General features: G+C 68.3%; 21 protein-coding genes. 6 read left to right on the top strand and 15 right to left on the bottom strand.

The genetic code is table 11. The features are described from left to right. Nucleotide 1: 1 nt before the first annotated feature. The 4 genes from AB0I34_RS17290 to AB0I34_RS17275 all read right to left on the bottom strand — a co-directional run bounded on the left by AB0I34_RS17290 (nucleotide 2) and on the right by AB0I34_RS17275 (nucleotide 6,016). Nucleotides 2-1,840: a hypothetical protein gene (locus tag AB0I34_RS17290; protein WP_360446047.1), complete on the bottom strand. Its 1,839-nt coding sequence runs from the start codon at nucleotides 1,838-1,840 to the stop codon at nucleotides 2-4. After that, the gene (locus AB0I34_RS17285) at nucleotides 1,840-3,135 is read right to left on the bottom strand and encodes a hypothetical protein (RefSeq protein ID WP_360446045.1); all 1,296 of its coding nucleotides are present in this window, start codon (nucleotides 3,133-3,135) and stop codon (nucleotides 1,840-1,842) included. The genes AB0I34_RS17290 and AB0I34_RS17285 overlap by 1 nt, the downstream gene beginning before the upstream one ends. Further along, nucleotides 3,132-4,676 (bottom strand): hypothetical protein, encoded by a 1,545-nt coding sequence (locus tag AB0I34_RS17280; RefSeq protein ID WP_360446043.1) that lies wholly within the window; start codon nucleotides 4,674-4,676, stop codon nucleotides 3,132-3,134. The genes AB0I34_RS17285 and AB0I34_RS17280 overlap by 4 nt, the downstream gene beginning before the upstream one ends. Nucleotides 4,677-4,819: 143 nt before the next feature. Next, on the bottom strand, nucleotides 4,820-6,016 hold the full coding sequence (locus AB0I34_RS17275; RefSeq protein WP_360446042.1) for a hypothetical protein: 1,197 nt from the start codon (nucleotides 6,014-6,016) through the stop codon (nucleotides 4,820-4,822). Nucleotides 6,017-6,102: 86 nt separating this feature from the next. Between AB0I34_RS17275 and AB0I34_RS17270 the strand changes: the two genes are divergently transcribed. Then, nucleotides 6,103-6,726, top strand: a complete 624-nt coding sequence (locus AB0I34_RS17270; RefSeq protein ID WP_360446040.1) for a DUF1684 domain-containing protein — start codon at nucleotides 6,103-6,105, stop codon at nucleotides 6,724-6,726. On the opposite strand, the gene AB0I34_RS17265 is transcribed toward AB0I34_RS17270, so the two are convergent. Together AB0I34_RS17265 and AB0I34_RS17260 are read right to left on the bottom strand one after the other, a co-directional pair. Continuing rightward, nucleotides 6,715-7,131, bottom strand: coding sequence for a hypothetical protein (locus tag AB0I34_RS17265; protein ID WP_360446038.1), 417 nt, complete (start codon nucleotides 7,129-7,131; stop codon nucleotides 6,715-6,717). The genes AB0I34_RS17270 and AB0I34_RS17265 overlap by 12 nt on opposite strands. 1 nt (nucleotide 7,132) lies before the next feature. Next, a complete protein-coding gene (locus AB0I34_RS17260; RefSeq protein ID WP_360446036.1) occupies nucleotides 7,133-7,642 on the bottom strand; it encodes a DUF2231 domain-containing protein in 510 nt (169 codons plus the stop codon). A 113-nt stretch (nucleotides 7,643-7,755) separates the two neighbouring features. Here AB0I34_RS17260 and AB0I34_RS17255 point away from each other — a divergent pair, with 113 nt between their 5' ends. Continuing rightward, nucleotides 7,756-8,457, top strand: a complete 702-nt coding sequence (locus tag AB0I34_RS17255; RefSeq protein WP_360446034.1) for a hypothetical protein — start codon at nucleotides 7,756-7,758, stop codon at nucleotides 8,455-8,457. 8 nt (nucleotides 8,458-8,465) lie between these two features. On the opposite strand, the gene AB0I34_RS17250 is transcribed toward AB0I34_RS17255, so the two are convergent. Then, nucleotides 8,466-10,586: a DEAD/DEAH box helicase gene (locus AB0I34_RS17250; protein WP_360446032.1), complete on the bottom strand. Its 2,121-nt coding sequence runs from the start codon at nucleotides 10,584-10,586 to the stop codon at nucleotides 8,466-8,468. A gap of 493 nt (nucleotides 10,587-11,079) precedes the next feature. Here AB0I34_RS17250 and AB0I34_RS17245 point away from each other — a divergent pair, with 493 nt between their 5' ends. Next, nucleotides 11,080-12,603: a DUF4041 domain-containing protein gene (locus AB0I34_RS17245; protein ID WP_360446030.1), complete on the top strand. Its 1,524-nt coding sequence runs from the start codon at nucleotides 11,080-11,082 to the stop codon at nucleotides 12,601-12,603. Here the strand turns inward: AB0I34_RS17245 and AB0I34_RS17240 are convergent. Then, nucleotides 12,600-13,103, bottom strand: coding sequence for a helix-turn-helix domain-containing protein (locus AB0I34_RS17240; protein ID WP_360446028.1), 504 nt, complete (start codon nucleotides 13,101-13,103; stop codon nucleotides 12,600-12,602). The two genes, AB0I34_RS17245 and AB0I34_RS17240, sit on opposite strands and share 4 nt — an antisense overlap. Before the next feature lie 79 nt (nucleotides 13,104-13,182). Here AB0I34_RS17240 and AB0I34_RS17235 point away from each other — a divergent pair, with 79 nt between their 5' ends. Next, nucleotides 13,183-13,635: a nuclear transport factor 2 family protein gene (locus AB0I34_RS17235; RefSeq protein WP_360446026.1), complete on the top strand. Its 453-nt coding sequence runs from the start codon at nucleotides 13,183-13,185 to the stop codon at nucleotides 13,633-13,635. A gap of 1 nt (nucleotide 13,636) precedes the next feature. Here the strand turns inward: AB0I34_RS17235 and AB0I34_RS17230 are convergent, their stop codons facing one another. Next, nucleotides 13,637-14,089, bottom strand: a complete 453-nt coding sequence (locus AB0I34_RS17230) for a CDGSH iron-sulfur domain-containing protein (protein WP_360446024.1) — start codon at nucleotides 14,087-14,089, stop codon at nucleotides 13,637-13,639. 183 nt (nucleotides 14,090-14,272) lie between these two features. Beyond that, a complete protein-coding gene (locus AB0I34_RS17225; protein WP_360446022.1) occupies nucleotides 14,273-15,235 on the bottom strand; it encodes a TIGR03557 family F420-dependent LLM class oxidoreductase in 963 nt (320 codons plus the stop codon). A 117-nt stretch (nucleotides 15,236-15,352) separates the two neighbouring features. Between AB0I34_RS17225 and AB0I34_RS17220 the strand changes: the two genes are divergently transcribed. Then, nucleotides 15,353-15,676 carry a plasmid stabilization protein gene (locus AB0I34_RS17220; RefSeq protein WP_360446020.1) on the top strand — a complete coding sequence of 108 codons (324 nt, stop codon included), beginning with the start codon at nucleotides 15,353-15,355 and terminating at the stop codon, nucleotides 15,674-15,676. A 1-nt stretch (nucleotide 15,677) separates the two neighbouring features. On the opposite strand, the gene AB0I34_RS17215 is transcribed toward AB0I34_RS17220, so the two are convergent. From AB0I34_RS17215 to AB0I34_RS17200, 4 genes are read right to left on the bottom strand one after another with little or no spacing between them, the layout of a single operon-like run. After that, nucleotides 15,678-16,295, bottom strand: a complete 618-nt coding sequence (locus AB0I34_RS17215) for a UdgX family uracil-DNA binding protein (RefSeq protein ID WP_360446018.1) — start codon at nucleotides 16,293-16,295, stop codon at nucleotides 15,678-15,680. 1 nt (nucleotide 16,296) lies between these two features. Then, nucleotides 16,297-16,959 (bottom strand): DUF6766 family protein, encoded by a 663-nt coding sequence (locus AB0I34_RS17210; RefSeq protein WP_360446016.1) that lies wholly within the window; start codon nucleotides 16,957-16,959, stop codon nucleotides 16,297-16,299. 43 nt (nucleotides 16,960-17,002) lie between these two features. Beyond that, entirely contained in the window at nucleotides 17,003-17,485 is a 483-nt protein-coding gene (locus tag AB0I34_RS17205; protein WP_360446014.1) for a vitamin K epoxide reductase family protein, read from the bottom strand. A gap of 3 nt (nucleotides 17,486-17,488) precedes the next feature. Then, complete coding sequence (locus AB0I34_RS17200) at nucleotides 17,489-18,394, bottom strand: DUF929 family protein (RefSeq protein WP_360446012.1); 906 nt, start codon at nucleotides 18,392-18,394, stop codon at nucleotides 17,489-17,491. A 123-nt stretch (nucleotides 18,395-18,517) separates the two neighbouring features. Here AB0I34_RS17200 and AB0I34_RS17195 point away from each other — a divergent pair, with 123 nt between their 5' ends. Beyond that, on the top strand, nucleotides 18,518-19,225 hold the full coding sequence (locus AB0I34_RS17195; RefSeq protein ID WP_360446011.1) for a hypothetical protein: 708 nt from the start codon (nucleotides 18,518-18,520) through the stop codon (nucleotides 19,223-19,225). A 10-nt stretch (nucleotides 19,226-19,235) separates the two neighbouring features. Here the strand turns inward: AB0I34_RS17195 and AB0I34_RS17190 are convergent, their stop codons facing one another. Next, nucleotides 19,236-20,435 (bottom strand): sigma-70 family RNA polymerase sigma factor, encoded by a 1,200-nt coding sequence (locus AB0I34_RS17190; RefSeq protein WP_360446009.1) that lies wholly within the window; start codon nucleotides 20,433-20,435, stop codon nucleotides 19,236-19,238. Nucleotides 20,436-20,477: the final 42 nt, after the last annotated feature.

Here is a 20,477-nt window from a genome sequence, read left to right as displayed (position 1 = left end):
GTCAGAACGTTCCGGAGTCACCGGGCAGCTGCACGGGCGCCGCCGACGTACGACGAGAGCCAGTGCCGGCCAACTGGTCGAGCAGTCGCTGCCGGAGCAGGATCGACGGCATCGTGGTGTCCACCGGGTCGACCGTGAGATCGGCTCCGGTCACCGCCTGGTAGGCGTGGATGTAGCCCTGCAGCTCCGGACGCCAGTAGCGGACCCAGTTGGCGGCCTGCTGCGGCAGCCTGATGTCGTTCCAGTTGCCGTAGCGGATGCCGAGCAGGAGCTGCTCACCGAAGATCGCCAGGTCGCGGAAGTGCAGTACGGACGCATCCGGCCAGCCGTACAGGCGCTTGACCGTCTCCACCGGATCCATCCAGGCCTCCGGGTAGGCGACCATCACTCGGCTCGGCAGGAACTCCCGCATCTCCGGCCGCGCGAGCATGTACTGGTACATCAGGTCCTCCTGGCGCGCCTGCCAGGGCAGCTCGAGGTACTGGTTTCCCTGCCCCTCGGTGAGCTGCAGGTGCACCTCCTTGAGTGCGTTGAGGACGGGGAAGGCATCCGCGAGCACTGTGGTGTCGTCGTCCTCCTTCAGGAAGATCGAGACCACGTGCAGCAACCGGTGGAAGCTGCTGAGGAAATGCACCCTGCTGTCGGCCGGCCGCATCGGCGGCTGACCGGGCTGCAACATGCTGATGCCGTAGTGGTGGAACAGCTCGTACGCGACCCGGGTGTCGGTGAGGCGGTGCTGCTCGTCGTTGACCATGCCCCACATCAGGTTGCTCAACGGCCGGAGCGGATCGATCTCCAGATGCGCGAGGGGGTCCGGGCCACGACCCGTCCGGACGTTCTGGAAGCGCAGTAGCAGCGCCGACATCGCGTGCACCAGATGAGCCTCGCGGTGCCAGTAGTTCCAGATCAGCTCGATCAGGCACGGATTGGTCAGCTTGCTCTGCAGGATGCCGTACGTGTTCACGCCGAAGTCGCGGTCGCCGACGATGTCGACATCGCCGAGCTTGAGCCGGATCACCGCCAGGTACGGCAGGAACGCCTGGTCCTCCTCACCCGGCAGCCGCGGGCCTTCGGTGATGTAGTCCTCCCACTGGTGCCGGATCTCGGCGCGGAACGGGTCGTCGTCCAGATCCGGACGGTTCAGCCGGACCCGCTCCTCGTCGAGGTCGAGTCCCTTGAACGGCCGGCCCAGCCGGTTCGCGTCCACCCGGACACCGCAGTGCGCCATCATGAACACTTCGGTCGCGGTCTTCAGCACCCGGTACTGGTCCATGTCCGGGAACGGCAGCGCGCGGACCTTCTGCAGCTTCGCGAGCCGGCGAACGTCGCGTCGGCGCATGGTGCCGGCCAGGAATTCGGAGTACCGGTTGAAGGACAGGGCCTGGGTGCTGTTGCGGATCGCGACCCAGAACGCCTGGTCGTCGGTCTCCACCACGTCGCCGCGGCGCATGGTCACCGCGACCGCATCGCCGGAAGCGAACGGCCGGGCCCGCACGGTGACCTCCTCCTTGCCATTGACGACGACGGTGATCGGCGCCGGGGGAGAACCGCCGCTGCCCCGCCTGACCGGCTGCAGCTCCGCAGTCACCTTCACGCGGATGTCGAAGGTCCCGGGGGTCTGGTCGTCCGGAACGTGCCAGACCGCCTTGGCCTCGGTGACCTCGTCGTCGGGGTCGTAGGTCTGCACGATGAACGGTCCGCGACCCGGGAAGTTCCAGGACGCCTCGGTGATGAAGTAGGTCTCGGATGTGTCGAGCCTGGCGGTGAGCCGGACGCGGCCGCCCTGCTCGATCGTCTCCGGGCTGGGGGTCAGGATGACCTCGGGTTCGTTGCTTGGCATCAGGGTGTCTCCTTTGAACTGGTGAGAGATATGCCGGCGGCTGCGAACGTGGAGTCGAGCGCCCACCGGGTGAGCAGGTCGTTGACGACCGTGCTCTCGTCCTCGGGTCTGAGCCGGCCGTCGGCGCGGGCCTGGCCGAGGATCGCGAACGCCAGCGTCGGACGTTCCCGGCACAGCCGACCGGGGTCGGTCAGTACGTCGTCGTACTGCCGCGCGAGCCGGTCAGGAGTGCGTTCGCGGGTCGGGTAGATGTCTGCGAGCGTGTGATCGCGCAGAGCCGGCGGGCGATGGCCGGCGAGGAGTCCGGCCAGCAACGGACAGGTACGGCGAAGCGTTGCGAACAGCCGTTGCCGCGCCGCATCGAGACCCGTCGCCGGGTAGAGCTCGTCCCACAACCGCGCCACGGCCGCCCACTGCGGATGTGGATAGAGAACGTCGCCGAGCGCGCAGCTGAGGTGGACCCGGATCCAGGGGAACGGATGCGGATCACCCTCGGTCATTCGCAGGACGAAGACGCGGGGGAGACTCACGACACCCATCAGCCCGAGCGTCGAGCCGATCCCGAGCTTGCCGACCGAATGCAGGTCGGCCACGATCTCGGACAGCCAGCGCTGCCACAGCTGCCAGGCGGGCCGCTCATCGTCCGGTCGCCTCCGCGCATAGCGCCGTACCTCGTGGTGCAGGGACGGGACCAGCTCTAGCAAGGCTGCGACCTGGTGGCCGCATTCGTGCAGGAGCGACGACGCGATTCCGCTCGAGCCGATCATCCGCTCGCGCGGGATGAGGACCAGGGCCGTCGGGCTCGGGTCGCCACCTGCCAACCGGGTCCGCGCCCGCCGGATCGCCGCGCCCTGACCCCGATCGAGGTAGCAGATGATCGGCGGTACGGCGATGCCGGGAAGCTGCAACGCATCCCGGGCTGCCACGTCCAGGCCGGACAGCCAGATACCGATCCGGCTCTCGCTGCGTTGGGTGATGGCCTGCTGGAACGTGTCGAACTGCGTGAGTACGTCGTTGAACCGCCAGCGCAGGCTGACGAACCGGCGTTGCTGCTCGTCGGGTGGCGCCGAAGCACCGGCGCCGAGGAGCCAGTCGTAGTACGCGTCCAGTCGACGCCGTAGCTCCTCGCGGCCCTGGATCAGGAAGCGCTCGACCGCCAGCAAGGCGTCCGGCGCCAGCGCGGCCGCCGGCAGCATCGACTCGTGCAGCACGAACGGCTGCACGAGTGCCAGCCGCGTGCGCAGCGCACGGCACTCCTGCTCCAGGAACCACACGGCGTCGGGCATCGCGGTCACGCCCCGTAGAGCACGATCTGGCTGCCGCGGCGTACCCAGCGACCGCCTGAGCTCTGCCGCGACGACGACCCGCGGTACCCGTACTCGCTCTGCCCTCCGGAGTCCGGTCCGGCATCAGGTGGCGGCGCGTCCGGCGGCGGTCCTCCGGCAGGTTTGGGTGGCGCACCGTTCGGCGCGGCGCCGCCCGGGGGCTCCTGCTGCGGAGGCTCCTGCTGTGGGACCGGATAGGGCGGTGGGAACGGCGGCACCGGGTACGGCCAGGCGGCGTAGGGGTACGGTCCGGGCTGCTGCGGGTGATGGTGCCGCCTGCGGCGTTGCTGCTGCGAGCCGTGCCACTGACCCGGCCGCGCGAACGACGGGTAGCGCCGAGCCACTCCGCCGGCATGCCGGCGCGCTGCACCGTAGGCGGCTGCGCGGGCTGTCCGCTGTGGCTGTCCGTGCCGCGGGGACAATGCCGCGTTGCGGGTGGCGGCTGCGGAGAACCGAACGTACCGGCGGGCGACCTCGAACTCGGCCTCGTCCTGGCTGAGCGCCTCCAGTTCACCTACCTCGGCCTCGAACAGCTTGGTCGCCATACTGCCCAGCCGGGTGCCGATCGCCGTACCGATGCCAGGGGCAACGAACGAGCCGATCGCACCGCCGACCATCGGCAGCGCCTTCTTGGCGACGTTCTTGAGGATCCCGCCGAGGGCCTTGCCGGTCGGCGAGTCGAGGAACCCGCCGACTCCCTTGGCCACGTTCTTGATCAGGCCGCCGAGGAACTGCTCCAGTTCGGCTTCGTCGCGGATCTCGAGCAACTGCGCGGCCAGCTCCATCTCCTGCTGCTCGCCGAGTGGGCTGGAGTACTCGCCGTTCAGCTCCTGGAGCTCGGCCTCGAACTGCTCCAACTCGCCGGGCATGGCCTCCTGCAGTTCGCCGAACTCGGCTTCGCCGTACTGCTCACCCTCCCCGAACTCGTTGTACTCACCTTCTCCGAACTCTCCGTACTGTTCGCTTTCCCCGTATTGCTCGCCTTGGCCGAACTCGTTGTACTCGCCTTGGCCGTACTCCGTCTGGCCGAACTCGCCCTCGCCGAACTCACCCTGGCCGAACTCGCCTTGGCCGAACTCGCCCTCGCCGTACTGCTCGCCCTCGCCGAATTCGGCATAGACCTCGCCCGGACCGAACGAGCCTTCGTATCCGTAAGCCGCCATCACGCCGTTCCTTCCTCCTGGTCCATCTGTCAAGGTCGCGAACCGATCCCAGGCCGACCGCACCAGCTCACGAGTCACCTCGAGCTCACGGTCCTCCGCGCTCAGTCCCTCCAGCTCGAGCCCGAGCAACGTGCTGACCCGCGCCGGATCGGAACCTTCCTGGAGCCGGATCCAGAGCGGGAGACTCTGATCCACCAGCCGCGCCACCTGCTCGGAGGTCGCGGTCGGGAGGAGCCCGGCCAGGCTGGTCGCCATGGCACGCAGCGCCGGCACGGCTCCCGCGCGGTCCCGCACCTCGATGGCGCGGGTCGCGAGCTCCAGCTCATGCACCGGATCCAGCTGCTGCACGAAGACCCTCCCCGGTCACCCGATCTGTCGCGAGATCTGTTCGACCACAGGGATGCACGATCCGTGCCAGGGGTCACCGGTGCAGCCGCCGAAGTCGCCTTCGTCTAGCAGGCCCTTAATGAGCGACGTCGGCGAAGTTCGCTTCAGCGTCGGGACTGCGCGGCGATTCCGAGCTGGGCCCGGTATTTGGCGACGGTACGACGGGCGATCGGATGGGCCGTGGTGGACAGCAGCCGCGCGATCTCGCCGTCCGACAGCGGCTGGGCCTCCTGCGCGATCAGGTTGCGAACCGCGTCGCGCGGTTCGGCCGACGTACAGAAGAAGTCTGCCATCGAGGTGAGGCGTCCCGACGGCAGTTGCGCCCAACGGGCCGACACCGCGCGGGACACCGTCGACTCATGGACGCCGACCGTGCGCGCGACGTCGGCGCGGGTCAGGGGAGCGGGATAGCCGGATCGCCCCGCCAGGAAGACTTTCTGATTGTCGACAATCGCCTCGCCGACCGCGCGCATTGTCTGCCAGCGCTGGTGCAGACGGCTGATGAACAGCCTCGCCCGCGCCAGCCACTCCTGGGCCTCCGCACCGCCGGTCCGGTACGACGGGCTGATCGCCAGCGAATGCCGAGCCTCCTCGGCGATCTCGATCGTGAACTCGTCCGCGAACACGTAGTCCGGCCGCAGCACCTCTGCCCGGCCGTTCGTGGTCCGCGGCGGCCAGCACCCGAGATCCAGTGCCACGAACGGCACTAGCCGCTCCTTGATGAAGTCCGCCGCTGCCTGGATCTCCTCTGCGGACGTCCCGAGAGCGTTGGCGATACGGTCGAACCGCTGGCCGGCCAGGTCCTCGAGATGCCGGTCCACCACTGCCCTGACGACAGTCGGAGTCCGGTCCTCGAGCTGGAGCAACAGGCAGTCCCGCAGATCCCGAGCCCCGATTCCAGGTGGCCCAACCTTCTGCACGGCCGCCAGCGCACCCACGACCCGCGTCGTACTGACCCCGAGGCAGCCGGCGATCTCAGCGGTCGTACTCGTCAACCGCCCACGCTGATCGAGGCAGCCCACGACGTACTCCACGATGGGTCCATCGGCGGCAGGCACCAGCAATCGTGCCTCCGCCCGCAGGGCACCCACGTCGCCGCCATCGACCCACTCGGTCACCCCGGCAACAGGTCCGCGTCCGGCGCCGTCGTCGACTCGCTCGAGCGCGGGGTTGTCGCCCAGTTCCCGCTCCACCAGTTCGTCCACCCCGACGGCCGGCAGCTGCAGCAGCTCGGCAAACGCGACGATCTGCGGCCGCAACTCCAACCGCAGCCCGACCCGCCCCTCCAACGCCAACTCCACGCGCCCCCACCCCCTCCTAACCATCCCCCGTCTGCAAGCTCCGTGCCAGCCACTCGCACTGTGGAGTGGCGCCGTAGGGTGGTTGGGTGAGCGAAGAGCGGGGAGCACCGGGCGCGCTGGAGACGGCTGATTGGCGGCGGCGCGTGTTCGCGCTGTACGGCGCTGTGCGAGCGGCCGGCGACCCAGCCGAAGGGCATGCGCTGTGGCGGGCAGGGAGAGATGAGCTGCTGGCGACCCACCCTGCATCGCCTGTCGAGGAGCGCGACGGCTTCAAAGGGGTTCCGGTGGGGGACTACCGGCCGGAGTTGCGGTTCGAGGTCGAGGTCGACACGGAGGTCGAGCCGGTCCGATGGGAGGTCCCCTCGGCCACCGACGGCGTGATCCCGTTCTCGCGGGTCGGCGTACTGCACCTGCCCGCGATCGGCGACCTCGACGTGTGGTGGCTGGAGTCGTACGGCGGTGGTGTGTTCGTGCCGGTCAAGGACGCGCTCGCAGGATCACGCACGTATGGAGGGGGCCGCTATCTGCTGGACACCGTCAAGGGCGCCGATCTGGGTGGTGACGTCCGCGAGGGCCGGCTCATCGTGGACCTCAACTTCGCCTACAACCCGTCGTGCGCCTACAGCCCGCTGTGGACCTGCCCACTCGCGCCGGCCACCAACACGGTGAAGGCAGAACTGCCCGTCGGCGAACTCACCTCAGACCTCTAGGGCCGCCAGCAGAACCAGCACCACGGTGACGACGGCGAACAGGCCGTGGCCGCCAACGACAGCGACGGGGAAGTGCCGCTCAGCCGGGACGTCTGCCGTTGCGACCTCGGCCGCCGCACGCGCTCGGTACGTCGGCAGCCAGCGTCGCAGCATCGCGAACCCGAGCAAGGCCACCGGCACGAGCAGAATGAACGCGACCCAGGCCAGGGCGTCGCTGTCGGCGATCAGGTAGATGATCCACAGGACGAGCCCGATGGCCGCGAGGGCGAAGTGACTGAAGATCAGTGCCGGCCGGAACTTGCTCGCGCTCGGCGTGCGTGGCCCGCCGTTGCTGATCCAGGTGAACAGCAGGTAGAAACCACCGACCGCGGTGATCAGCCACGTGACGAGTGCTGCGATACCCATGTCATCTCCTCGGCTCGAAACCTTCGGCCTGGTCGTCCTCCTCGGCGACGCGTACGCCGTACCGGAAGGCCAGCTTTCCCCCGAGATAGCCCGACACCATGAGTGCGGCCAAGCTGACCGCCGACAGGACGATCGGACCGACCGCGACCTGGTCGGCATCGGATCCGCGGCGCCAGAGCGCGTTGACGACGTACGCCACGACGACCGCCACGTTCAGGAGCAGGTGGATGAACCCGGTCCGGAACGCCGGTGTGCCGGGCGGGATGGCGAAGAAGTCCAGTAGCCCGACGGCCGCGGCCGCGAGGGCGCCGACGATGCCGATCACGATCAGCCACGTCGACGCCTGGACCAGGTACGCCGCGTCCGCCGCCTGCGAGCCGATGTCGAAGACGAAGCTGGCCACCCAGGCGCCGATCGGGATCGTCACCAGGATCGGATGGAACGGGTGACCGTACGGCCCGGTGAGCAGCGCACTGACAGGGTGCTTCGCGGCAGACGACCGGTCGGACATCGGCACCTCCTATTTCACCAACCGAGTTTGGTCTTATTCGGACTCGCAGGTCAAGAGGTGGGCGCGCGTCAGCGTCGCTTTTCGCCAATGTTCGTGTCCGTTATCGTGGACGGGTGGCTGACGAGAGGCTCGGTGCGGACGCGACGATCAGAGCGGTCTCGGCGTTGAGCGACGAATCCCGGCGCCGGATGTTCGAGTTCTGCCGTCGGGCCGGCCGGGCGATCAGCCGGGACGAGGCGGCGGCCGAGGTCGGGATCTCGCGGAAACTGGCCGCGTTCCACCTGGAGAAGCTGGTCGAGGCCAGGCTCCTGCGAGCCCACTACGAGCACGGCGGCAGGCTTCGCAAGGTCGGCCGTGCACCGAAGCTGTACGAACCGGTCGAGACCGACGTGCGGGTGTCGATCCCGCCGCGCCAGCCGGACCTGCTCGCGGAGATCCTCCTCGACGGTGTCCTCAGCGATGACGACCTCAGCCCGATGGACTCGACCCTCAAGGCGGCGTTCCGCCGAGGTGAACGCGTCGGCGAAGAGGAACGCGCCCGATCCCGCCCCGGCCGGTTGAGTTCGGAACGGGCGTTGACGTTGTCGGAGGCAACGTTGTCGCGCGCCGGCTTCGAACCGGACCGTCCACGCCCGAACTGCGTCCGGCTGCACAGTTGCCCGTTCCACCCACTCGCGCAGGCTCAGCCCGACGCAGTCTGCGGCATCAACCACGCCTTCCTCACCGGCATGCTCAACGGCCTCCGGGCAACCACTGTCCGCGCCATCCTCGACCCAGCCGGCGGCGAGTGCTGCGTGGAGATCACCGCCGACTGACCGGCCGCCTAGAGCGTGTTCTCCAGGGCGTCCGTCAGGAGGGCCGCCAGGGCTTCGAGCTGGAAGTCCGCGGACGACGAGACCTCTTCGTCGGAGCCGTCGAGGGCCCGGGCGGCGAGGCTGGACTTGCTGTCGATGAGGTCGGCGATTCTGGTGTCGATGGTCTGGGCGGCGATGATCCGCCAGGCCGTCACCGGCATGTCCTGGCCGATGCGGTGGACCCGGTCGATCGCCTGCGTCTGCTCGGCGTTCGTCCAGGACAGCTCCGCGAGTACGACGTTCGACGCGACCTGCAGGTTCAGGCCCACACCGGCGGCCAGCAGGGAGCAGACCGCGACGGAGACCTCTGGGTCGTTGACGAACGCGTCGATATTCTTCTGCCGGTTCCTCGCGGTCTGGTCGCCCCGGATCGAGGAGAAGCGGATGCCGCGCTCGGTGAAGAGCTCCTCGGCGGCGTCCATGACCTCGATGTGGCGAGCGAAGAAGACGACCTTGCCGACGTTCTGCGCGAGCTGCGCGGCGTAGTCGGCGGCCAGGCCGGCCTTCGCAGTACCGATCCGGCGTACCAGGGTGAAGACGTTCTCGCCGGTCTTCGCGTTCGCCATCTCGGTGCGCTCCCAGCCGGCGACCCGGCGGACGAGCTCGTGGTCGATACCCTCCACGGTGGTGCCGGACGTCCGCGTCTCGAGTGCGGTCTGGTACCGCTGCACAAGGCGGTTGGCGAGCTCGCGCTCGGCGTCGCGGATCGAGCGGCCGAGGGCGCCGTCGAGCTCGACGGGCAGATCGGCGATCCGGCGGGCCGGGATGTCGGCGGCCACGTCGACCTTGCGGCGGCGGACGATGCCGAGGTCGATCACCGACGCGCGGGCGGCGGCGTAGAAGCCGGGGTCGGCCGGCGTCAGCTCGGTGTCCTCGAGCGACTCCATCAGCTCGGCCCGCGGACCCTTCTCGTCGATCCAGCCGAGGTACTGCCAGATCGCGGTGAAGTCCTCGATCGAGTTGATCAGCGGCGTTCCGGTGAGTGCCATCAGCAACGGGCGCGGCGTACGGGTCCGGATGCGTTCGGACAGCTGCAGGACGTTGCGCGACCGCTGCGACTTCCTGTTCTTGATGAAGTGCGCCTCGTCGACCACCATGCCGCGGAAGCCGAGGTCGCCGAGCCAGCCGACGTGACGGTCGAGGACCTCGTAGTTGACGACGACGATGTCCGCGAACCCGTCGATCGTGTCGCCGTCGCCGTGGATCACCGTGGCAGTCTTCTGCGGCGTCCAGAGGCCGGCCTCGCGAGCCCAGTTCGTCTTCACGACGTTCGGTACGACGGCCAGCAGGGGATAAGCGTTGGCGGCGCGAGCGGCCAGCAGGGCCTGAGCGGTCTTGCCGAGGCCCGGCTCGTCGGCGAGCAGGAACGTGCGGTGGCCGGCCGCGGCGGACGCGATCAGGCGCGCTTGGTGTGGCATGAGCTCCAGGCCGCCGGCCGCGTTCAGAGAGGTCGGCTCGGGCAAGCTCATGCTGGCCGCGGCACCGGCGTACTCGAACGACTTCAGCAGAGGCCCGATGAGCTCCCAGCCGGCCAGTCGGCGCGGGCGCGGCGGACGCGACGGGGCAGCCGAGAAGTCGGGCGCGAGGAACGGGTTGGCGAGCTGACGCTGGACCACCGCCTGCGGTACGACGCGGCGCGCGGCATCTGGTGGAGTCACCGGCTCGGTGGGCGCGGGCTCCTCGTGCGGCGCCTCGACGCCGGCGGACTTCAGCATGTCGCGCTTGAGCCGCGTACCCGCCTCGGACACGACGGCGTCCTCGGCCAGCAGCCCGAGGAGCGAGGTCTCGCGGGCGGCCGCCTTGGCGAGAATCGTCGCGACGCCGTCCAGCCGCCGGAGTTGCTCGGCCCGGTAGGTGTCGGTCGCGTTCTGGTCCGCGTTCACGCGGGCCCGCTCCTCGCGCACCAGCAGCGCGACGACCTGGAACTTGGTGCGCACCGACGGGCGTACGTCGGAGCGCTCGACCGCGCCCTCGACCTCCCGCACGGCACGCGCGAGGACCGGGATCAGACCGTCACCATCGCGGGCAGGACGCCGGCGACGGGGAGCGGAACGGGCAGCGCTGGACTGGCGCTGGCCTCGTGGGGCCAAAGACTCCTCCTCAGTACTGCCACGGCGCGAGAGCCATGGCTGAACGCAGCACCGCACGGCCATCCCGCCGCCGCGACACGTCGCGCCGAGAGTCCGGTAGGGCCACCGGGAAACGGCGCAGAACCACCGCTTCCACGAGCGATCGCTGTCCCGGACTCCACCGGGACCGGCCACCGCGTGCGATTGGCGACCTCTAGTCGATGACTGTGACCTCCGGGCCAAGACGCAACCGTCGCCAGGGGCGGTCGGCATTGCCGATGTTCGGTGCTCTCCCAATAGTAGCCTGCGTCCGCGGCCACGGCTGTTCACCCTCGGTAAAGTTCCGATCCGGATCGTCTGACGAGCGCTGCGCGGGGTGGCGAGATGTAACGGATTCGTGTCTTACAGCGATATGGGCTTGCGTGGGTGGCCTTGCCGGGGAGGGCGAGGCTGGTGTGAGGCCCGCGGGGCGGCCGTCTGGTCGTGACGTGTCTGACGTGGGGGAGCGTGCTGCATGTCGTATCGATTCAACCCGCCGCCGAACTGGCCCAGCCCGCCGGCCGGCTTCGTCCCTGAGCCGGGTTGGGAACCCGACCCGAGTTGGCCGCCGGCCCCGCCTGGGTGGCAGCTGTGGGTCGAGAATGTGCCCGTCGGATCGCACGCGAGCGCCGTACCGGAACCTCCGCTGCGGAGTCCGGTTGCGGTACGCGCGAGGCATGCGGCGCGGACCGAGCACGCGGAACAGCAGACCGCTCCAGCTGAGGCGGTCGGACTCGACATTCCGGGCCGCCGCGAGGGACGCGGGTTGTTCGGCGGGAAGAAGCGCCTGGAGAACGAGGTCGAGCGTCTGCACCACCTGGTGGATCAGCTCGGTGGGATGGATGCGCTGACCATCGCTGCCGAGACGGACCGCCTGCGCGACGAGTTCGGTCAGGTGCAGTCTGCGCTGGGCAGTGCCCGACAGGATGTGTCCAACGCTCAGGCCGAGCTGACCGCCGTACGGCAAGAGGTCATCGAGACCAACGAGGTTGCGATGCTGCAGGAGGTGGGCATCTACGAGTACTCGCATCCGTTGGAGGACGCGGTTGCCTACAAGGCGCGGCTGGCCGAGCTGAAGGACCAGTACAAGGCTCTCGCGCGAGCCGACGGCGCGGTCACGGCCTCGACGACCTGGCAGGTCAACAACTCGGCGCGTGAGGGCGCCAAGATGGTTCGCGAGATCTCCAAGCTGATGCTGCGCGCGTACAACGCCGAGGCGGACAACTGTGTCCGGACAGTCCGGCCACATCGCCGGGCGTCGAGTGTCGAGCGTCTGTCCAAGGCTCGCGATTCCATCGCGCGGCTGGGTCAGAGCATGAACATCAGGATCAGCGAGGACTACCACGCGCTGCGAGTCGACGAGGTCCTCTTGACTGCCGACTACCTCTCGAAGGTCGATGAGGAGAAGGAACGCATTCGCGCGCAGCGCGAGCAGCAGCGCGAGGAGGAAGCCGCGCGGCGCGAGTTCGAGCGGGAGAAGTCGAGGCTGCTGAAGGAACGGTCGCACTACGAGACCGCCCTGGCTCGGGTGCAAGCGACAGGTGATACGGCCGCGATCGACCAACTCCAGGCGCAGATCGCCGAGATCGAATCGTCGATCGCCGGCGTCGAGGAGCGCGAGGCGAACATCCGGGCCGGCTACGTCTACATCATCTCGAACCTCGGTTCGTTCGGTCAGAACATGATCAAGATCGGCATGACGCGGCGACTCGATCCGCTGGACCGGGTCCGCGAGTTGGGCGACGCGTCGGTTCCGTTCCGGTTCGACGTCCACGCGATCATCTTCAGCGAGGACGCGCTCGGCCTGGAGGGTGGACTCCATGCGGCGTTCGCGGAGAAGCGCGTCAACAAGGTCAACCTGCGGCGCGAGTACTTCTATGCGACTCCTGCCGAGGTCCGTGACGAACTGGCCCGGATCGCGGGTCAGCACCTCCTCGAGTACCACGACCTGCCCGAAGCCCTCGAGTGGCGCGCAAGCGGCGGCGCAACGCCTGCCTAACGCCCAGGATCGGTGAGCGCTGTGGCGATGAGGGCGGTGCCGGGCGCTGTTCGGCCGCCCGGGCCCGGGGACGGCGAGACGTCGGCGGCGGTGAGAGGGCCGCCGCATTCCGAGCAGGTGACTGTTGGGGTCGTGCGGTGCCCGCAGATGCTGTGGGTGAAGTGGAGCGGTTGCCCGGCCGGTGGAGTGGCCCAGCGGTCACCCCAGGCGGTGAGAGCCATCAGGATCGGGATGAGTTCGCGGCCGGCTTCGGTAAGGGCGTAGGTGTAGCGGACCGGGTTGTCCTGGTACGGCGTACGGACGACGAGGCCGCCGTTCATCAGGGTGGTGAGCCGGTCGGTGAGCAGATTGCGCGAAATGCCGAGGTCGGTGACGAACTCGTCGAAGCGGTTCAGGCCGAGGTAGAGGTCGCGCAGTACCAAGGGGGTCCACCAGTCGCCGATGACTTCGAGGGACTGGGCGAGCGAGCAGTGCATCGAGGCGAAGCTGGTGTTCCGCATGTCACCACTCTAGTCAGTTGCGGTATTGAACTCACCATATCTACGGTGGAGGCGACGGCCGACGAGAGGGGAGCGGGGCATGTATCACCGGATCGTGGCGGCGCAGGTGCGGAAGGCGTTCGCGGAGATCAGTGCCGGGAACTGGGAGGCCATGGTCGCGGGGATGGCGCCGGCCTTCACCTACCGGTTCTACGGTGATCACGCGTTGGGCGGTGAACGGCACACGCACGATGCATTGCGGCGCTGGTGGGAGCGCTGCTTCCGCTTGCTCCCGGACACCCGGTTCGACGTACAAGACGTCGTGGTCGCAGGGTGGCCGTGGAACACGCGAGTCGCGACCGCGGTCACGGTCCACGTGGGCGTCGTCGACGGCACGCACTACCAGAACGTCGTACACCAGTTCCTCCGCCTCCGGTGGGGCAAGATCACCGAAGTACGCACCCTCGAAGACACCGCCGTACTCGAGAAGACCCTCAACCGCCTAGCCGCCACCGGCTACCCCGAGGCACACGCGCTCCCGATCACCGACTGAGTCAGCGCTTCTGGCTGCAAAACCTGACGACACGGTGGCTGAAGTCGCACCACGGCTTGTCGTTCGACGCACCACACCGGCACATCGGCGCCTCGTGGTCAGTCAGCGAGGTGACTGAGCCGTCCTCGTGGACCACATCCATCCCGGCCACCATGATCGGTCCGTTCTCCACGAACGCGAGCCGGGGCTGGACGCCGGCCTCGCGCGATGTGTCCGGGCCACGCCCGGCCGGATCCGCTTGGAAGCCTGAACGCTCGCAGGTCTCGTCGCAGTTCGGCGGGGAGCCCGAGCGTCCGCACCGGCACAAGAGCACCGCGTCGGCAGGAGCGTCGGGCGTGAGACGACCGGTGGAGTAGTCGGAGCGTGAGCGCGCGAAGAGCACGGTCACCGCGTCGGCAGAGGTGATCGAGTACGGGCCGTCCGGGGTGATCACAAGGCGAGGCGGTTCAGCCATGGCGAGAGCCTAGAAGCAGCCTCCGACAAACCGGCGACCGAGGTCAGCGGGCGGCTTGTGGCGTGCAGGTGGACAGGAGGTGTTGGGGTGACGGGTAGTGCGGTTGAGCGGGCGTGCGTTCTGTGTACGGTGTCTCGGAGGTGCACTACCTGTTGGTTTGTACGGCCGGAACTTGCTGCGGGCTCAGGTGCGGCGGCGGAGTTCGGGGAGTACTTCGGTGCGGTAGAGGTTCATCATGTCGACGGAGTGCGGGCCCATGTTGGCGACGTAGATCTCGTCGAAGCCGGCGTCGACGTATGGCATGAACGCCTCGACATGTGTGTCTGCCTTGGATCCGCAGGTGACGGACTGCGCCGTCGATTCCTTCGTGACGAGTTGGCTCGCCTGCTCGAAGTGCCGGGGTGATGGGAGCACCTGGGATAGCTCGCCCGGCAGGCCGGAGTTGCCCCAGATCCGGTGCGCCTGCTCGATGCCTTCTTCCTCGGTCGGCGCGTAGCTGACCTTGAACCCGGCCTGCGCCGGCTTGTCCCCACCGCCGTTGTCGCGGAACCGCTGCAGCAGTTCACGGTCCGGCGTGGTGGTGATGTATCCGTCCGCGATCCGCGCCGCAACATCGGTTGCCTCCGGCCCGAATCCGGACATGTAGATGGGGAGCGGCGCCTCCGGCCGGGTGTAGATCCGGGCTGTGTCGACCGTGTAGTGCTTGCCGTGGTGCGAGACGAAACCCTCCTCTGTCCACAGCCGGCGCATGATCTCGACCGCCTCCTCAAGCATCTCCAGCCGTACGCCGACCGTCGGCCAGACCGACCCGAGCACATGCTCGTTCAGGGCCTCGCCGGTTCCGACGCCGAGCTGGAACCGCCCGTTCAGCAGTACGGCGCTGGTCGCGGCCGCCTGCGCGATGATCGCGGGATGGATCCGCACCGTCGGACACGTCACCGCAGTGGTCACCGGGAGCTCGCAGACCTGGGAGATCGCGCCGATGGTGGACCAGACGAACGCGCTCTGACCCTGTTCGTCGTTCCACGGATGGAAGTGGTCACTGATCCACAGTCCGTCGAACCCGGCGTCTTCGGCCAGCCGCGCCTGCTCGATCAACTGTGCCGGCGTGTACTCCTCACTGGACAGGAAGTAGCCGATCTTCACGTCGTACTCCGATCGTTTGATTTACCCGCCGAGTGCCCGATCCCGTTCCATCCATGCACGCGGCTGATTGGGTGAGAGCTGTCGGGGTACCGGCCGGAGCGTCGGAAGGAGCGGATCATGCCCGCAGGATCGAACGCCAAGCGCGAACGGCAGTACGAGCACATCAAGTCCGGCCTGAAGAAGCGTGGCCGCAGCGAGGACACCGCGGAGGAGATCGCCGCGCGGACCGTGAACAAGGAACGCGCCCGCTCCGGCGAGGCCAAGGAGAAGAGCCGTACGTCGACCCACGACATCTCGTCGGGCCGCCGCGGCGGACTCCGCTCGCACAGCGGCTCGAAGGGCCGGACCAAGGAACAGCTCTACAACGAGGCCAAGCACAAGAACATCAAGGGCCGCTCCAAGATGACCAAGGCCCAACTCGCCAAGGCAGTCGGCAGGTAGCTCAGCCCAGTAGGGCGAGGGCGGCGCGGAGGTCGTCGACGAAATGGGCGAAGTCGCGGCGGAATTCCTGGGAGCGTACGACGGCTGACGGATGAACCGTCGCCACTGCGGCTTGGCCGTCGGGAAGTTGCACAGGCGAGCCTCGGCGTTCGGTGACTTTGAAGCCGGAGCCGAGCAGGGCGCGGGCGGCGACGGCGCCGAGGATGACGACGAGCTCGGGCTTCACGATCTCCAGTTCGCGGTCCAACCAGGGGCGGCAGGCAACGATCTGACCGGCCGACGGGGTCTTGTGGATCCGGCGCTTGCCCTGGCGTTCGAACCGGAAATGCTTGACCGCGTTGGTCAGGAACACCTCGGAGCGCTCGATCCCCGCCTCGACCAACGCCTTGTCCAGCAGCCGGCCGGCAGGACCGACGAAGACGTGCCCCTCTTTGTCCTCCACGTCGCCGGGTTGTTCCCCGATCAGCATCATCCGGGCGCGGACCCGCCCTTCGCCCGGCACGACCTGTTCGGCGTACTCGTGCAGGTCGCAGCCGCGGCAGTCCGGGAGCGTCGCCGTGACCTTGCGCATCCCGCCGTCGCGCGGAACCCACTGTGCGGCGCCGGTGAAGTCGTTCACGTCAGCCTCCCGTGGCCGAGTGCGGTGCGTGGACCGGCTTCGACTGGGCCGAGCGGCGCTGACGCAGGTAGATGGACCCACCGACAATGGCCGCCACGGCGAGGAACTCGCTCTGCCAGTTCTGGAACGACTCGTACCAGAACTGTGACGTCCCCAGATACTGCCACGTCGTCACCGCCCTACCGCCGTGCAGCTCCTGCTCCTGACTGTACGACGCCGCACCGGTGACCGCATGCAGCCAGAACGACAGCAGGAACACGAGCCCGAACGCGATCGCCAAGGAGTTCTCGTACAGCTTCAGCACCACCGGCGACCCGTGTCGTACCGGCCAGGGTGCCTCACGATCGGTGCGGTGATCCCGTGGGTCTGCGTCCTGGGGTGTGGGCTCGTCGATCGGGCGGGACTCAGCCGAGCCCTTCTGTACCAGGTAGGCGGTAAGCAGGACGTACATGCCCATCTGCAGGAATTCGGACTCCCAGTTCTCGAATACCGCCTCGCCGAAGGACGACGAACCGACGTACTGGCCCAGGGTCTCGGTCGGCTGCCCGTGATCGGTGAGCTCAGCGTTGTCCTGCGCGTGACCGGTGAGAACGAGGCCGATTAGGAACACGAAGAACAGCACCAGATTGACCGTCAACAGCGCCCGAAGCCGAAACCATCGCATGACCGACCGGTACCCGGCCCCGGGCGAACGTAGACAGCACGGCTCAGGTGCTGGTCGGCGCCAGCGCCTCCCGTACGACGACCAGCCCGAACAGCACGAGGGTCAACGCGTGGACGACTGTGCACCACAGGCAGATCGCGTCGATCTGGAAGAGCTCGGCCCAGACGAGGTAGAAGACGAACAGCACTCCGACAACGACCGCGGCGAGGCGCACTCGGCCGGGCCACGGCGATGTGGAGCGCCACATCTGCGGCAGGCACAGGACAGTCATCGCGACGAAGAAGCCGAGTCCCAGAAGCGCGACTGGGATGCCGAAGACGGCTGAGTACTCGCTCGACGTGACCTTCAGGCAGTTGACCACGCCGGTGTCCGGGCAGGCGAGCGTCGACCCGGCGGTGAAGTGCTCATAGGTCAGGTACGCCGCGACCGCGACGCCTGCGATCGACAGTCCCAAGGTTGTCCAGGGCAACCATCCCAGCGGTGCGACCTGCTCGGATTGTTGCTCTGTCCCCGCAGTCTTGCTCACGTCTCAGCTCTTCCCGAGCTTGCCGGCGGCCGCGGTAACGGCGGCGCTCGAGCACACGTTGGAAGGCTGGTTGCCGGTGACCTGGCAGAGAGCGGCGGTGTACAGGTTGGAGGAGCCGATGATCGCCTTCGCGATCGGGCTGGACGGATCCTTCAGCGCGGCCGCGACCTCGGCCTGCGTCTTCCCGGCCAGGATCTCCGGACTGTACGACGCGCCCGAGGCGACGAACTTCCCGCCGAGGTCGACGAAGGGGATGGAGCCCCCCTCCTTGACGTACGGCGGCGCGTTGTAGGTGTCGAACGTCTTCTGGTCCTCGGCCGTCGGGGTGTCCAGTGGGGCGTACTGCCCGTTGACCTGCTGGTTCGTGGTCGTCTCGACGCCGGTGAAGGTCAGGTACTGACTCGTGTACTTCGCTCCGTGGAACGACAGGGTCGGGGTGTTCGGGAAGACGTCACTGGCCGACGAGTGCGTCGTACCGAGGTTGCTGAAAGTCCCGAACCGCGAGAGTGCGACCGTGACAGGCCAGCGCTCGGCGGCGCAGAACGGGCAGTACTCGGCACCGATGTAGAGCACCTTCGGCTTCCCGCCCGCGGTCAGCGGCGGGGCCGTGATCGCCGCCGGACCGCCCTGCACGGCGTCGGTGCCGACCTCGGTGAACGTCGAGTCGGGGACGGACGTCAGCGCGCTCATGATCTGCGAGTCGGCGGCACCGGACGGCCCGGTCGCGGTGTTGTCCTTCCCGCCGCCGGCCAGCCGGATGATCACCAGACCGGCGACCACGATGACCACAACCGTCACCGCACCCGCCGCGAGCAGCAACCGCCGGCGCCGCTCAGCCCGCGCCTGTGCAGCCTGCTGCGCTGCGATCCTGTCCCGAGCCCGAGCCTTCTGCTCGACACGCCTTGCCATGACTCTCCTCGTCTCACCACCGGTAAACGCCCATTCACTCAACTGCCGACCACCCCCGGAAGTTCCGCGCCGTCCACCAGTTGAGCGCGGCGGCTGTTGGGGCTTGCGTCCTATCATCGGTAGATGGAGTGGATAGTCGCCTTGATCGCCTGCGGCGGGCTTGCCGGTGCGCTGGCGTACTTTCGCGCGCGGCGGGTGGCGCGGGCCGGGCGGGCGCTCGAGGTCGAGCGGGTACGGCAACTCGCCGAGGACGACGTTACCCACTTCGGAGAGCAGTTGACACGGTTCGGGACGACGCTCGACGGCACCAAGCTGGACGACGCGACGCACCACGACTACCAGACCGCGCTCGACGCCTACGAGAAGGCCAAGACCGCGGCGCCGCGGATTGCTGCTCCGGAAGGGATCAGCGCGATCGTCGATACCTTGACCGACGGGCGCTATGCGCTGGCGTGTGTGGAGGCCAGGCTCGCCGGGCAGCCGGTTCCTGAGCGGCGGGTCCCGTGCTTCTTCGATCCGCGGCACGGACCGTCGACCGGCGATGTCCTGTGGACGCCGCCGGGGCGTGGCACGCGGAAGGTGCCGGCCTGTGCTCAGGACGCGGCGCGGATCGCGGCCGGCGCGGAGCCGGAGGTCTACTACATCAAGTACGGCGAACTGAACGTTCCGTACTGGGAAGCCGGGGCGCCGGGGGAGTCGTACAAACTCGGCTTCTTCGGCGCGACCGGCGTACGGGCGCTGTCGATCGGGCTGCGGATGCAGAACAAGGGCATCGATGTCGGCCGAGGGCGGCGCGACCCGACCATCGTCCGGCGGAGCGACGCGGACTGACGACAGGCCGTCAGGAGCTCAGACGGTCGTGGAGGAGGTTCAGTTGCGCCGGGTTGGCGGTGAACACCACCGCCTGCTGGTCGGCGTCATGAGCCTCGGACGGGCGTCCCGCCGCGCGAAGCAGTTCGGCGCGGGTGGCGTGGAACAGCGCGTACTTCCCGAGTGCGCCCTCCAGTTCCTCGAGCTCCGCCAAGGCCGGCTCCACGCCCTCGACGTACCGCACGGCGACTGAGCGATGCAGACGGGTGACGGCGTTCGGCTGCAGGCGAAGCAGCATGTTGTAGAGAACGAGGATCTGCTCCCAGTCCGTCTCGGCCCACGTGGCCGCCTCGCAGTGGCAGGCGGCGATGGCCGCCTGGAGTTGATACGGCCCGGGGGAGTGGTGCCTGCGCGCGGTCCGCATCAGCAGGGCGGTCGCGTCGGCGATCGCGGCATGGTCCCACCGCGACCGATCCTGGTCTTGGAGTAGGACAATCTGACCGTCAGCAGTGAAACGGGCGGCGACCCGAGCACGGTGGAGCCGGATCAGTACGAGCAGGCCCGTCACCTCAGGCTCGTTCGGCAGGAGCCCGGCCAGTAGTGCGGTCAGCCACTCCGCGTCGTCGACGAGGTCACGCGAATGCGCCTGCTCGGCGGTGCTGGACAGATAGCCCTCGTTGAAGAGCAGATAGATGACGGTCAGTACTTCGCTCAACCGTTCGCCGAGCTCGTCGTCACGGGGAATGCGGTACGGGATCCCGGCGTCCGCGATCTTCCGCTTCGCCCGGGTGATCCGCTGCGCCACGGTGGTTTCCGGTACGACGAACGCAGCGGCGATCTGCGCCGTCGTCAGACCACAGACGACTCGGAGAGTCAGCGCAATCTGAGCCTCCCTGGCCAGCGCGGGGTGGCAGCACGTGAAGATGAGCCGCAGCCGGTCATCCGGCTCAGGCCGCACCGGCCACTGCAGCTGCGCCAGCTTGGTCCGATAGTTCTCCTGCCGCCGCAGTACGTCGAGGCCGCGGCGCCGGGCCACGGTGAACAGCCACCCGTCGGGCCGGTCCGGGATGCCCTCCTCGGGCCACCGCCGCAGCGCACTCTCGACAGCATCCTGGACGAGATCCTCGGCGGCGGAGAAGTCGCCCAGCAGCGACATCAGCGACGCCGCGAGCCGGCCCGCGTGCTCACGCACCACCCGGGCCAACTCGTCGGCAGTCGGGTCGCCGGTCATGGGGCCTCCCGGTCTGGACTGAGGAGCGTAGAGAGCGAAGCG

This window comes from Kribbella sp. NPDC050281, from assembly GCF_040655855.1.
In the GTDB taxonomy this organism is placed as follows: Bacteria; Actinomycetota; Actinomycetes; order Propionibacteriales; family Kribbellaceae; genus Kribbella.
This window is presented reverse-complemented; position numbering and strand designations above follow the sequence as displayed.